The 13,179-nt window shown below is 72.5% G+C and carries 12 protein-coding genes; 7 read left to right on the top strand and 5 right to left on the bottom strand.

The window, feature by feature from the left end:
* The first annotated feature begins 118 nt into the window (after positions 1–118).
* A complete protein-coding gene (locus tag ACF07N_RS11415) occupies positions 119–1,312 on the top strand; it encodes an RtcB family protein (RefSeq protein WP_392110964.1) in 1,194 nt (397 codons plus the stop codon).
* A 9-nt stretch (positions 1,313–1,321) separates the two neighbouring features.
* Here ACF07N_RS11415 and ACF07N_RS11410 read toward each other — a convergent pair whose 3' ends face one another.
* Positions 1,322–2,098, bottom strand: a complete 777-nt coding sequence (locus ACF07N_RS11410) for an SDR family NAD(P)-dependent oxidoreductase (protein WP_392110961.1) — start codon at positions 2,096–2,098, stop codon at positions 1,322–1,324.
* Positions 2,099–2,219: 121 nt separating this feature from the next.
* On the opposite strand from ACF07N_RS11410, the gene ACF07N_RS11405 reads away from it, so the two are divergent.
* The gene (locus ACF07N_RS11405; RefSeq protein WP_392110958.1) at positions 2,220–2,654 is read left to right on the top strand and encodes an ester cyclase; all 435 of its coding nucleotides are present in this window, start codon (positions 2,220–2,222) and stop codon (positions 2,652–2,654) included.
* 10 nt (positions 2,655–2,664) lie between these two features.
* On the opposite strand, the gene ACF07N_RS11400 is transcribed toward ACF07N_RS11405, so the two are convergent.
* Positions 2,665–3,000 carry a YnfA family protein gene (locus ACF07N_RS11400; protein WP_392110955.1) on the bottom strand — a complete coding sequence of 112 codons (336 nt, stop codon included), beginning with the start codon at positions 2,998–3,000 and terminating at the stop codon, positions 2,665–2,667.
* Between the two features lie 151 nt (positions 3,001–3,151).
* Here ACF07N_RS11400 and ACF07N_RS11395 point away from each other — a divergent pair, with 151 nt between their 5' ends.
* The 4 genes from ACF07N_RS11395 (at position 3,152) to ACF07N_RS11380 (ending at position 7,889) form a co-directional block, all read left to right on the top strand.
* Positions 3,152–4,228: an LLM class flavin-dependent oxidoreductase gene (locus ACF07N_RS11395; protein ID WP_392110952.1), complete on the top strand. Its 1,077-nt coding sequence runs from the start codon at positions 3,152–3,154 to the stop codon at positions 4,226–4,228.
* Between the two features lie 101 nt (positions 4,229–4,329).
* Positions 4,330–5,052 carry a response regulator transcription factor gene (locus ACF07N_RS11390; RefSeq protein WP_392110950.1) on the top strand — a complete coding sequence of 241 codons (723 nt, stop codon included), beginning with the start codon at positions 4,330–4,332 and terminating at the stop codon, positions 5,050–5,052.
* On the top strand, positions 5,053–6,477 hold the full coding sequence (locus ACF07N_RS11385; RefSeq protein WP_392110947.1) for an ATP-binding protein: 1,425 nt from the start codon (positions 5,053–5,055) through the stop codon (positions 6,475–6,477). It begins immediately after the preceding gene.
* A gap of 146 nt (positions 6,478–6,623) precedes the next feature.
* Positions 6,624–7,889, top strand: coding sequence for an ArgE/DapE family deacylase (locus ACF07N_RS11380; protein ID WP_383336699.1), 1,266 nt, complete (start codon positions 6,624–6,626; stop codon positions 7,887–7,889).
* A 28-nt stretch (positions 7,890–7,917) separates the two neighbouring features.
* Here ACF07N_RS11380 and ACF07N_RS11375 read toward each other — a convergent pair whose 3' ends face one another.
* Positions 7,918–8,718 (bottom strand): GNAT family N-acetyltransferase, encoded by an 801-nt coding sequence (locus ACF07N_RS11375; protein WP_392110943.1) that lies wholly within the window; start codon positions 8,716–8,718, stop codon positions 7,918–7,920.
* A 228-nt stretch (positions 8,719–8,946) separates the two neighbouring features.
* Between ACF07N_RS11375 and ACF07N_RS11370 the strand changes: the two genes are divergently transcribed.
* Positions 8,947–10,359 carry a condensation domain-containing protein gene (locus tag ACF07N_RS11370; protein ID WP_392110940.1) on the top strand — a complete coding sequence of 471 codons (1,413 nt, stop codon included), beginning with the start codon at positions 8,947–8,949 and terminating at the stop codon, positions 10,357–10,359.
* A 12-nt stretch (positions 10,360–10,371) separates the two neighbouring features.
* On the opposite strand, the gene ccsB is transcribed toward ACF07N_RS11370, so the two are convergent.
* On the bottom strand, positions 10,372–11,451 hold the full coding sequence (ccsB, locus tag ACF07N_RS11365) for a c-type cytochrome biogenesis protein CcsB (protein WP_383336133.1): 1,080 nt from the start codon (positions 11,449–11,451) through the stop codon (positions 10,372–10,374).
* A complete protein-coding gene (locus ACF07N_RS11360; protein WP_392110937.1) occupies positions 11,448–13,178 on the bottom strand; it encodes a cytochrome c biogenesis protein ResB in 1,731 nt (576 codons plus the stop codon). The genes ccsB and ACF07N_RS11360 overlap by 4 nt, the downstream gene beginning before the upstream one ends.
* Between the last annotated feature and the right edge of the window lies 1 nt (position 13,179).

The following is a 13,179-nucleotide window of genomic DNA, read 5'->3' as shown; positions in this document are numbered from 1 at the left end:
GACACAATGTGTATCGCACGCACTGCCGTGGACGCCGGTCCGGAATCCCTTTCGTCGACCTTGGCACCGGTATTTGCTGTTGAGGACTTCTGTTGGTTTACGGGGGATTGAGGGCGCTATGTCGTATGTAGAGATACCTGGTGCGAAAGTACCGATCCGGATGTGGGCCGACCCGGCCACGGTCGAGAACTCGGCGCTCCAGCAGCTGCGGAACGTCGCGACCCTGCCGTGGATCAAGGGCCTGGCCGTCATGCCGGACGTGCACTACGGCAAGGGCGCGACGGTCGGCTCGGTCATCGCCATGAAGGACGCGGTGTGCCCGGCCGCGGTCGGCGTCGACATCGGCTGCGGAATGTCGGCGGTGAAGACGTCCCTGACGGCCAACGACCTGCCCGGGGACCTGTCCCGGCTGCGGTCGAGGATCGAGCAGGCGATCCCGGTGGGCCGCGGCATGCACGACGATCCGGTCGACCCGGGACGGCTGCACGGCTTCGGCACGGCGGGGTGGGACGACTTCTGGGGGCGGTTCGACGGGGTGGCGGAAGCGGTCAAGTTCCGTGAGGAGCGGGCTGCCAAGCAGATGGGAACGCTCGGATCCGGGAATCACTTTGTCGAGGTTTGCACCGATACGACCGGTTCCGTCTGGCTGATGCTCCACTCCGGTTCCCGCAACATCGGCAAGGAACTGGCCGAGCACCACATCGGCGTGGCCCAGCGGCTCCCGCACAACCAGGGTCTGGTCGACCGCGACCTCGCCGTCTTCGTCGCGGACACCCCGCAGATGGCGGCCTACCGCAACGACCTGTTCTGGGCGCAGGAGTACGCCAAGTACAACCGCTCGATCATGATGGCGCTGCTGAAGGACGTCATCCGCAAGGAGTTCAAGAAGGCCAGGCCGGTCTTCGAGCCGGAGATCTCCTGCCACCACAACTACGTGGCGGAGGAACGATACGAGGGCATGGACCTGCTGGTGACCCGCAAGGGCGCGATCCGGGCGGGCTCCGGCGAGTACGGGATCATCCCGGGCTCCATGGGCACGGGTTCGTACATCGTGAAGGGCCTCGGGAACGACAAGTCCTTCAACTCCGCGTCGCACGGCGCGGGCCGGCGCATGAGCCGCAACGCGGCCAAGCGCCGGTTCACCACGAAGGACCTGGAGGAGCAGACCCGGGGCGTGGAGTGCCGGAAGGACTCCGGCGTCGTGGACGAGATCCCGGGCGCCTACAAGCCGATCGAGCAGGTCATCGACCAGCAGCGCGATCTGGTGCAGGTCGTGGCGCAGATCAAGCAGGTCGTCTGCGTCAAGGGCTGACGGGCCGCCCTACGCCTCCCGGTGCACCTTCGTGTTCGATGCCTGGGCGCGGGGGCGGACCACCAGGAGGTCGATGTTGACGTGGGCGGGGCGGGTGACCGCCCACGTGATCGTGTCGGCCACGTCGTCGGCGGTGAGGGGCTCGGCCACGCCCTCGTAGACCTTTGCCGCCTTCTCCTCGTCGCCGCCGAAGCGGGTCAGGGCGAACTCGTCCGTCCTGACCATGCCGGGGGCGATCTCGATGACGCGGACCGGCTGTCCGACGATCTCCAGGCGGAGGGTCTCGGCCAGGACGTGGGCGCCGTGCTTGGCGGCGACGTAGCCGGCGCCGCCCTCGTAGGTGGCGTGGCCCGCGGTGGAGGAGACGACCACGACCGTGCCGTCGCCGCTCGCGATCAGCTTGGGCAGCAGGGCCTGGGTGAGGTTGAGCGTGCCGATGACGTTCGTCTCGTACATCTGCCGCCAGTCGGCCGGGTCGCCGGTGGCGACCGGGTCGGCGCCGAGCGCGCCGCCCGCGTTGTTGACCAGGACGCCGATCGTCTTGAAGGCCGTGGCGAACTCGTCGACGGCCGCGCGGTCGGTGACGTCCAGCGGGTAGGCCGTGGCCTGGTGGCCGGCCCGGTCGATCTCCTCGGCCAGGGCCTCGATGCGGTCCTTGCGGCGCGCGGTGAGGACCACCCGGTAGCCGGCGGCGGCCAGTTGGCGTGCCGTGGCGGCGCCGATGCCGCTGCTCGCACCGGTGACGACGGCGATGCGGGAGGCTGCGGGCGGGGTGGCGGTGGCCATGGGAGCTCCTCGGGTGGGCGGGGCGGGCCGGCCTGTGCGGCAGGGCGTGCGGCCAGGATAGAAGGGGCCCGTGGTGGGAGAATGGGGGGTGGGTGATCCCCCTGTTCCCTGGAGGTGGATCATGGGCGAGGCACGTGAGGTCATGGACCGGCTCACGGACGCGGTCACCACGCACACCGATCTGCAGGCCGTCGCCGAGCTGTACGCCGAGGACGCGGTCGCCTTCACCCCGGACGAGGGCGAGCTGCGCGGGCGGGACGCGATCGTGGCGTACTGGCGGGCGATGACGCGGGCGGTGCCCGGCGCGACGTTCCGCACGCTGCACGCGTACGAGGCCGGTGACACGGCGATCGACGAGGGGATCTACAGCGGGCGGCACACGGGGCCGCTGGAACTGCCGAACGGGGAGACGCTGCCGCCGACGCAGAAGGAGGTGCGGATCCGCGGGGTGGACATCGCGACCGTGCGGGACGGGCGGATCGTGGACTACCGGCTGTACTTCGACGAGATGGACTTCCTGGGGCAGCTGGGGCTGCTGCCGGACGAGCCGTCCTGACCGGCGGCGGTCAGTTCCCTCGCGGTGCGTACATGATGACCGCCATGCCCGCGAGGCAGATCAGCGCGCCCGCGATGTCCCAGCGGTCCGGGCGGTAGCCGTCCGCGACGACGCCCCACAGGAGCGAGCCGGCGACGAAGACGCCGCCGTACGCGGCGAGGACCCGGCCGAAGTGCGCGTCGGGCTGGAACGTCGCGACGAAGCCGTACGCGCCGAGCGCGAGGACGCCGCCGGCCGCCCAGAGCAGGCCCTTGTGCTCGCGCACGCCCTGCCAGACCAGCCAGGCGCCGCCGATCTCCAGCAGCGCGGCGAGGACGAAGAGGGCGGCGGAGCGGAGCACGGACATGGCGGTCAGCTTCCCATGCCGGGCGGGCCCTCCGCCCGGCGGAGCCCTCTCGGGCGCAGTCGCTGCCGGGCCGCCGAGGGAACAGGTCCGGGTGCGCCGGCGTTGCCTCCAGGTATGGTTGAACAGTAAACAACCTGAAGGGTGAGCGACCATGCAGTTCGGGATCTTCAGCGTCGGGGACGTCACGCCCGACCCGACGACGGGCCGTACGCCGACGGAGCGTGAGCGGATCAAGGCCATGGTCGCGATCGCGCTGAAGGCCGAGGAGGTGGGCCTGGACGTGTTCGCGACCGGCGAGCACCACAACCCGCCGTTCGTGCCGTCCTCGCCGACGACGATGCTCGGCTACATCGCCGCCCGCACCGAGCGGCTGATCCTCTCCACCGCCACGACGCTGATCACCACCAACGACCCGGTGAAGATCGCCGAGGACTACGCGATGCTCCAGCACCTGGCCGACGGCCGGGTCGATCTGATGATGGGCCGCGGCAACACCGGACCGGTCTACCCCTGGTTCGGGCAGGACATCCGCCAGGGCATCAACCTGGCGATCGAGAACTACGCCCTGCTGCGCCGGCTGTGGCGCGAGGACGTCGTGGACTGGGAGGGGAAGTTCCGCACCCCGCTGCAGGGCTTCACCTCCACCCCCCGCCCGCTGGACGGGGTCCCGCCGTTCGTCTGGCACGGCTCGATCCGCTCCCCGGAGATCGCCGAGCAGGCCGCCTTCTACGGCGACGGCTTCTTCCACAACAACATCTTCTGGCCGGCCGACCACACCAAGCGCATGGTCGAGCTGTACCGGGAGCGCTACGCCCACTACGGCCACGGCACCCCCGAGCAGGCGATCGTCGGGCTCGGCGGGCACGTGTTCATGCGGAAGAACAGCCAGGACGCGGTGCGCGAGTTCCGCCCCTACTTCGACGTCGCTCCCGTCTACGGGCACGGGCCGTCGCTGGAGGACTTCATGGACCAGACGCCGCTGACCGTCGGCTCCCCGCAGCAGGTCATCGAGAAGACCCTGGCCTTCCGCGAGTACGCCGGCGACTACCAGCGCCAGCTGTTCCTGATCGACCACGCCGGGCTGCCGCTGAAGACCGTGCTGGAGCAGATCGACCTGCTCGGCGAAGAGGTCGTCCCGGTGCTGCGCGAGGAGTTCGCCAGGAGCCGCCCGGCCGGCGTGCCCGACGCCCCGACGCACGCCGCCCGCCTCGCCGGGACACCGAAGTAACCCGGGCGCGGGTCGCCCGCCCCGGTGAGAGGGCAGTAAGAAGGACGCTCCTGCGCAGCTCCTCCGGGCCCGGTGGCGCGGTGGCGGGGCACACTGGACGGGTGCCCCACACCGTGCTGCTCGCCGAAGACGACCGCGCCATCCGCAACGCCCTGGAGCGTGCCCTCACCCTGGAGGGCTACCAGGTCCTGGCGGTCGCCGACGGGGTCGAGGCGCTGGCGCAGGCCCACCGCAACCGCCCGGACATCCTCGTCCTGGACGTGATGATGCCCGGCATCGACGGGCTCCAGGTGTGCCGGGTGCTGCGCGCCGAGGGCGACCGGACCCCGATCCTGATGCTGACGGCACTCGTGGAGACCGCCGACCGGATCGCCGGCCTGGACGCGGGCGCCGACGACTACGTGGTGAAGCCCTTCGACGTGGAGGAGGTCTTCGCCCGGCTGCGCGCCCTGCTGCGCCGCACCAGCCCGGTCGGTGCCGCGAGCGCGCCCGCGCCCGCCGAGGAACCCCGGCCGGTGCCGGAGCGGTTCGTCGGCGCGGCGGGCCTGCGCATGGACCCGCAGGCCCGCCGCGCCTGGCGGGGCCCGCGCGAGCTGGAGCTGACCCGCACCGAGTTCGAGCTGCTGGAACTGCTGGTCCGCAACGCGGGCATCGTCCTGGACCACTCCACGATCTACGACCGCATCTGGGGCTACGACTTCGGCCCCGGCTCCAAGAACCTCGCCGTCTACGTCGGCTACCTGCGCCGCAAGCTCGACGAGCCGGGCGCGCCGCAGCTGATCCACACGGTGCGCGGGGTGGGTTACGTGCTGCGGGAGGACTGAGTGGGCCGCCTGCGCCGGCTGCTGCTCGGGCCGCGGCCGAAGCTGGTCTCGCTGCGCACCACCTTCGCGGTGTCGTTCGCGGCGGTGACGGCGGCCGTGACGATCCTGGTCGGCATCCTGTCCTACAGCGCGGCCGCGCGGCTGGTGCGGGTGGACCAGCAGACCGTGTTCGACGAGGTCGTGCAGGACCTGCGGGACGAGGTCAGCCAGAACCGCATGACGCCCGGCGACTTCTCCTCCGCCTCGCCGGGCCACGACCTGGTGCGGCCCGCCCGCACGGACGTGCAGGTCCTGGGCCCGGACGGGCGGATCGTCGACCGGGGCAGCCCGGGGCTGCCGGTCGTCGCGGCCGACGTGCGGATCGCCGCCGCGGCCCGTTCGGGCCGGGCCGTGCAGCACAAGGACGTCGACGTCGGCGACGACGTGTACCGGGTGGCGACCGTGTCCCTCGGCGGCGGCCGCGGGGCGGTGCAGGTCGCGCAGGAGTTCAGCGACGTCGAGGACCTGCTGCGGGCACTCCAGCGGCGCACGCTCGTGCTGGTGGCCGCGGTGGTGCTCGGCGCCGGGCTGTTCGGCTGGTGGCTGGCCCGGCGGATCACCCGCCGGCTGGTCGTGCTCACCGACGCCGCCGAGGACGTCGCCCGCACCCGCCGCCTCGGCATCCAGGTGCCCGTCGCCGGGCACGACGAGGTGGGGCGGCTGGGCCGGGCCTTCGACCGCATGCTGGGCCGGCTCGCCCAGTCCGAGGAGGACCAGCGCCGCCTGGTCCAGGATGCCGGGCACGAACTGCGTACGCCGCTGACCTCGCTGCGCACCAACATCTCCCTGCTGCGCCGCATCGACGAACTCCCGCCCGCCACCCGCGAGGAACTGGTCGCCGACCTGGGGCAGGAGGCCCGGGAGCTGACCGATCTGGTCAACGAGCTCGTCGACCTCGCCGCCGGACAGTCCGACACGGAACCGCCGCGGCGGGTGGACCTCGCCGGCCTGGCGGAGGAGGTGGCGGCCCTTGCCCGGCGCCGCAGCGGCCGCCGGATCCTGCTGCGCGCCGTCGGTGACACCACGACCGACGGGCGGTCCGGGATGCTGACCCGGGCGCTGTCCAACCTCGTGGAGAACGCCGTGAAGTTCGACCAGGGCGGCACCGACCCCATCGAGATCGTCGTCGCGGGGCCCGCCCGGCCCGGCACGATCCGCGTCGAGGTCCTCGACCGCGGCCCCGGCATCGCCGCGTGCGACCGGGACCGGGTCTTCGACCGCTTCTACCGCGCCGCCGACGCCCGTTCCCTGCCGGGATCCGGCCTGGGCCTGTCCATCGTGCGGGAGGTGGCCCTCGCGCACGGGGGCGCGCCGTTCGCGCTGCCCAGGGAAGGGGGCGGAGCGGTGATCGGGTTCACGGTCGGCGGAGGGTTCGCGGGGCCCTGACGGCCGCCCGCCGCACCACGGGCCCCGCCGCCCGAAGTCCCGGACCCGTCCCGCGTGTTCACGCGCGCCCCCGAGTGAGCAGATATCCGGGAAGGCGGGCGGGGGCGCGAGCGTCGCACCCCCGGGGTGAGGGGAGGACCGGCAGCGTGCTGAGTGACGAGGAGGCCGCCGCCCTGGCGGAGATCGACGAGACGGCCCTGGCGCGGACCCTGCAGGAGCTCATCGCCGTGCCCAGCGTGACCGGCAGCGCCGCCGAGTCGGAGCTGCAGCACCAGCTGGCGGGCCGGCTGGAGTGGCTGGGCCTGGAGACCGACCTGTGGTCCATGGACCTGCCCGCCCTGCGGGCCGACCCGGACTTCCCGGGCACGGAGGCGCCCCGCGACGAGGCGTGGGGCCTGGTCGGCACGACCCCCGACGGCGGCGACGGGCCCACCCTGATCCTCCAGGGCCACGTCGACGTCGTACCGCCCGGCGACCTCGCCGCCTGGGACGGCGACCCGTTCACGCCCCGGGTGAGCGGGGACCACGTGCACGGGCGCGGCGCCTGCGACATGAAGGCCGGCCTCGCCGCGCACCTCGCCGCGCTGGCCGCGATCCGCGCGGCCGGGATCCGCCTGCGCGGCCGGGTCGCCGCGCACTTCGTCGTCGGCGAGGAGGACGGCGGTCTCGGTGCCTTCGGCACGCTGCGGCGCGGCCACCGGGGCGACGCCTGCGTCATCGCCGAGCCCACCGCCGGCACCCTGATCACCGCCAACGCGGGCGCCCTGACGTTCCGGGTCACCGTGCCCGGCCGGGCCGCCCACGCCAGTTCACGGGAGCGCGGGGTGAGCGCGATCGACGCCTACCTGCCGCTGCACCGGGCCCTGGCCCGCCTGGAGACCGCGCGCAACGCCGACCCCGACCCGCTGCTGGCCGAACACCCCATCCCCTACGCCCTGTCCGTCGGCACGGTGCGCTCCGGCGACTGGGCGAGCAGCGTGCCCGACCTGCTGGTCGCCGAGGGCCGGCTCGGCGTGCGCCTCGGCGAGGACCCGGCCGACGCCCGCCGGGCATTGGAGGAGTGCGTGGCCGAGGCCTGCGCGGCCGATCCGTGGCTGCGCGAGCACCCCGCGGCCGTGACCTGGCCCGGCGGGCAGTTCGCCCCCGGCCGCCTGCCCGACGGCCACCCGCTGCCCGGCGTCCTGCGCGGCGCCTGGTCCGACACGGCCGGCGGCCCGGCCCTGCGCGAACGCGGCGCGACGTACGGCAGCGACCTGCGCCTGTACACCGCCGCCGGCATCCCCACGCTGCAGTTCGGCCCGGGGGACATCCGGGTGGCGCACAGCGCGCAGGAGCGCGTCTCGGTACGGGAGACGGTGGCGGTGGCCCGGGCGCTGGTGGTGGGGGTGCTGCGGACGGTGGGGACGAAGTGAGGGGCGCGGTGGATCCGGGCCGGGCGGGCTACCCCTGAAGCCCGTAGAAGCGGATCGGTGAGTTCGGCTCGAAGCCGATCCTCGGGTACACCGGCGCTCCCGCCGCCGTCGCGTGCAGCGTCGCCCGGGTCAGGCCCGTGGCCCGGGCCCCCTCGTACAGCGCCTTGCGCGTCACCGCTTCCCCGTAGCCCCGCCGCTCCCGGTCCGGGTCGGTGGCCACGAGGATGACGAAAAGGCGACCCTGGGCCGCCACGGTGGCGGCGCAGGTGACGGGGACGCCGTCGCGCAGGCCGAGGTAGGCGTGCACCTCCCGCTTCCAGAGCGTGGAGCCGGCGAGGCCGTCGCGGGCGTCCTCCGGCGGGAAGCCGTAGGCCCGCGCGTTGAGGTCGGCGTAGGCGCGCAGCAGCTCGTCGTCGGTGACGCGCGTGAACGTCAGCTCGGGGTGGGCCGGTTCGGGCAGCGACGGCAGGTCGGCGGCCATGCCGGTGCCGGGGAAGGCGTAGGCGAGCCCGGCCGCGCCGGCGGCCTCGTCGAGCCCGGCACGGGCCTGTTCGTCGAGGAGGTCCTCGAAGACCCACAGGAACCCGGGCCGTTCCTTCGCGCGCATCACCTCCGCCGCCTCCCGCAGCCGCCGGCCCATCAGCCCGGCGTCCGCTCCGACGTCCGTCAGCGTGAGGCAGTTCCAGAACGCGAACCGGCAGTCGGCCCACCGCACGGCGATGCCCGGCAGGTCGCGGACGTCCGAGCGCGGGTCCCGGTCGAGCACCATGGCCCGCCAGACCAGGGCGAGTTGCTCCATCGACTCGATCGAGTCCGCGTGCCGGTGCATGAAACCCCCAGAAGCGTCGGAAGGGCGTGAGCCGCACGGACGGTACACGCTCGCCGCCGCCCGGGGACGCGTACCGGCCAGGGCGCCGACCAGGGGCGGCGGGGCGTCTCGGATCGCCGTTCGAGATGCCATCCGTTTCCCTGAAATACGGCGGCAGGCCGTGTGTCCGGCAGCCGCCGCGCCATTGTGCTGGTCGGGGTTTGTCCCAACTGCGAACGGAGACGCCCTGTGCGAATGTCTGACATCCAGCGCTGCGAGGTCCGGCCTGGACGACTCGTCGAATGGACCCTCAGTCCGGCGACCGTCGCGACGGCGAAGGCCCTGCCGGAGGACTCCCGGCCACCCGCCTACATCCAGGAGTCCCACCTGAGAACGGCGCGCTCGGTGCGGGAGGACGGCCTGTTCGTGCCGACCTGGCTCGGCGCGGCCTTCGACCTGCCCGGCCGGGCCGACCTCGACGCGCTGGGCGCCGCGCTGCGCGACTGGACGCTCCGGCACGAGACGCTGCGCAGCGGCTTCCGCTGGGCGGGCGGGCCGGGCGACTCCATCCGCCGCTTCACGCTCGACGCGGACTCGGTCTCCCTGCACCGCGAGGACGCCGGCGACTTCACCGACGCCGCGGCCCTCGCCCAGCACCTCCAGGATCGCTTCGACACCACGGCGGACGCCCTGCGCTGGCCCAACCTCATCTACACCGCGGTCGTCCGGGACGACAGCACCAGCGTCTACATGGCCTTCGACCACAGCAACGTCGACGCCTTCTCGATCTACCGCATCCCGGCCGAGATCCACGAGCTGTACGCCGCCCACCGCAGCGGCCGCACCCCCGACCACGCCCCGGTGAGCAGCTACGTCGACTTCTGCGAGGCCGAGCGGGCGGACGCGGACCGGCTCGACGCCGACCACGAGATCGTCGCCCGCTGGCGGGAGTTCATCCAGCGCTGCGACGGGCGGCTGCCGAGCTTCCCCGTCGACCTCGGCCTGGAGCCCGGCGGCGCGCTGCCCACGCAGAAGCTGATGCGCGAGATGCTCGTGGACGCGGACGCCGCCGCCGCGTTCGAGGCGTACTGCCGCCCCTGCGGCGGCACCCTGGTCGGCCTGCTCGCGGCGACCGCGCTGATCGTCCAGGAGATCGGCGGCGCGTCCGTCTACCGCACCGTGGTGCCGTTCCACACCCGGGCCAGGTCGGCGTACTCGGACTCGGTGGGCTGGTACGTCGGCGGCGCGCCGATCGAGGTGCCCGTGGCCCGCACGCCCGACTTCCCGGCCGCGCTGACGACCGTGCGCAACGCGCTGCACGCCGCCCGGCCGCTGGCCCGCATGCCGCTGGCCCGGGTGCTGCGGCTGCTCGGGGCGGACTTCCGGCCGACCTCGCCGGACATGTACTCGATCGTGTCGTACGTCGACACCCGCTCGATCCCGGACTCCCCGCACTGGACCGAGCGCAACGCCTACGGGCTGATCCGGGTCTCGTACGGCGACCAGGTCTGCGCCTGGGTCACCCGGCTGCACGAGGGGCTGTGGTTCGCGGCCCGCCACCCGGACACCGACGTCGCCCACAAGAACCTGCGGCTGTACGCCGACCGGCTGCGCGACATCGTCCTGTCGGTCGCGGACCGCGCCCCCCACACCAGGCGGTGAGTCGCCCGGGCCCTACACGCCCGCGTACGAGTGCAGGCCGGAGACGAACATGTTGACGCCGTAGTAGTTGAACAGCCAGCAGGCGAAGGCGAGCAGGGCCAGGTAGGCGGCCTTGCGGCCCTTCCAGCCGGCGGTGGCGCGGGCGTGCAGGTAACCGGCGTAGGCGACCCAGGTGATGAAGGACCAGGTCTCCTTGGGGTCCCAGCCCCAGTAGCGGCCCCAGGCGTCGCCCGCCCAGATCGCGCCCGCGATGATCGTGAACGTCCACAGCGGGAAGACGGCGGCGTTGACGCGGTAGGAGAACTTGTCGAGGGACGCGGCGGAGGGCAGTCGCTCCAGGACCGAGGTCGCGAAGGTGCCGGGACGGCCGCCGCTCGCGAGCTTGTTCTCGTAGGAGTCCTTGAACAGGTACAGGATCGTGCCGACCGCGCCCACGTAGAACACCGCGCCGCAGAAGATCGCGGTGGAGACGTGGATGTAGAGCCAGTACGAGTGCAGCGCCGGGACCAGCTGGTCGCTCTCGGTGTACAGCACCGTGACGGCGAGGCCCAGGTCGAGCAGGACGGTCGTGGTCAGGAACAGGCCGAGCCAGCGGACGTTCTTCTTCAGCGCCAGCAGCCCGAGGTACACGCCGACGGCGACCGTGGAGAACGTGATGTTGAACTCGTACATGTTGCCCCACGGGGCCCGCTCCACCGAGGCCGCGCGGGCGATGACGCCGCCCAGCTCCAGCAGGAACGCGAGCACGGTGAGGGAGATGGCGATCCGGCCGTACAGGTCGCCCTGCTCGTCCCCGCCGTGCGCCCCGGGGCCGTCCGGCACGTCCCGCCGGCCGGCCGCGGCCCGCACGGTGACCTTGGGCCGCTCCAGCACGGCGGTGCCGCCGGCCTGGTTGACCGTGACGGCGGGTGCCTTCTTCGCCTCGGGCTTCGCCGTGAGCGCGGCCGCGGTGCGGGCGACCTTGCTGCGGCTGCCGAAGAGCCATTCGGCGATGTACGCGAAGAAGGCCAGGGTGTAGACGGCCATCGCGGAGTAGATCAGCGTATTGCTGAGGTTGGCCAGGTTCTCGTTGGTCGCGGCGGCGAGCGTCACTGCTTCTCAGCCCCTTCGGCGGGTACGGGGGTCGTGGTGCCCGGCTCCTGGGCGGGGTCGGGGGAATCGGCGGGGTCGGGCGCGGCGGGCGCCTGGTCGTACAGGATTCCGGCGAGGTTCCCCAGCTCCTCGGGGACCTTCGCGGACTCGCTGCGGCCGAGGCCGGCCATCTCGACGACGGTGACGCCGTCGGCGCCCCGGACCGCCCGGACCCAGACGCGGCGGCGCTGGATGAACAGCGAGCCGGCCAGGCCGAGGATCGCGGCGACGGCACCGCCCAGGGCCCAGCCGCTGGCGGGCTGCTGGGTGATCTGGAACTGCGCCCACTCCTTGATGTCCTTCTCGAAGGTGATCGAGCCGGCGCCGTCGGGCAGCTGCATGGTCTGGCCGGGCTTGAGCAGCTTCTTCAGCAGCTTGCCCTCGGAGTTCTTGAACTCCTTCATGTTCTTCTTGTCGAGCTGGTACACGCTCTGCGGCAGGCCCGAGTCGACGCCCAGGTCGCCGTGGTAGGCGTTCAGCGCGAGCACCGGGCTCATCAGCGCCGGGAACTGGGAGACCATCGCGCCGCCGTTGTAGGTGGGCACGAAGAAGGCCTGGAAGCCGAGCTGTTCCTTCTCGCCCTTGGCGTTGCGGTAGCCGTCCATGACCTTGACGGCGCCGGAGGAGGTGGCGAAGCCGTCCAGCGGCAGCAGCGGCACGGCGTCACGGTAGACGGCGTCCCCCTTGCCGTCGCGGACGGTGACGACCGGGGCGTAGCCGTGGGCGGCGAGGTAGACCTTGGTGTCGCCGAGGGTGAGCGGCTCGTTGACCTTGATGGTCCGGTGCCGGTCCTTGCCGTAGGCGCCTTCGCTGTAGTCGACGGTCGCCTGGTAGGTGCGCGGGGTGCCCCGGTTGGGGCCGCTCATCTCGTAGGTGCCCGTGAAGTCCTTCAGGCGGAAGCTGAAGGGGTTCAGGTCGTCCTGCGTGAAGAGGTTGCCCGACTTGAAGTCGTCGTACTGGGTGAGGGTGTTGGAGAAGCCGTCGCCCTCGACGACCAGCTTGAAGCCCTCCGCCTTGAACAGCTGGCCCCAGGCGAAGGCGATCAGCATCACGATCAGGGCCAGGTGGAAGACGAGGTTGCCGACCTCGCGCAGATAGCCCTTCTCGGCGGCGACCGCGTCACCGGCGAGGTGCGCGCGGAAGCGGCGCTTCTTCAGCAGGGCCAGCGCGGCCTCACGGACCTGCTCCGGCTCGGCCGTCGTACGCCACGTGGTGTGGGCGGGCAGCCGGGTCAGCCGCCTGGGCGCGCCCGGCGGGCGGCCGCGCAGCTGGCCCACGAACTGCCAGGTGCGGGGCACGATGCAGCCGATGAGCGAGACGAACAGCAGGATGTAGATCGCGGAGAACCACACCGAGCTGTAGACGTGGAAGAGCCCGAGCTTGTCGTAGACGTCACCGAGCGTGGGGTTGTTCTTGCGGAACTCGGCGACCTTGGTGGCGTCGATGCCGGTCTGCGGGATCAGCGAGCCGGGGATCGCGCCCAGGGAGAGCAGCAACAGCAGCAGCAGCGCCACCCGCATGGAGGTCAGCTGCCGCCAGAACCAGCGGGCCCAGCCGATGACGCCCAGGGAGGGCAGGGTGGGTGCGTCCTCCTTGGGGGCGGTGGACAGCTGGGCTCCGGCGTCGCCGAGGTCGGTGTCCTCGGGGCCGCCGGCGGGGGCCCGGTCGGTGGTGCCGGTCTCGCTCATC

It is taken from the genome of Streptomyces sp. NPDC015242, assembly GCF_043079125.1.
Taxonomy (GTDB): domain Bacteria; phylum Actinomycetota; class Actinomycetes; order Streptomycetales; family Streptomycetaceae; genus Streptomyces.
This window is presented reverse-complemented; position numbering and strand designations above follow the sequence as displayed.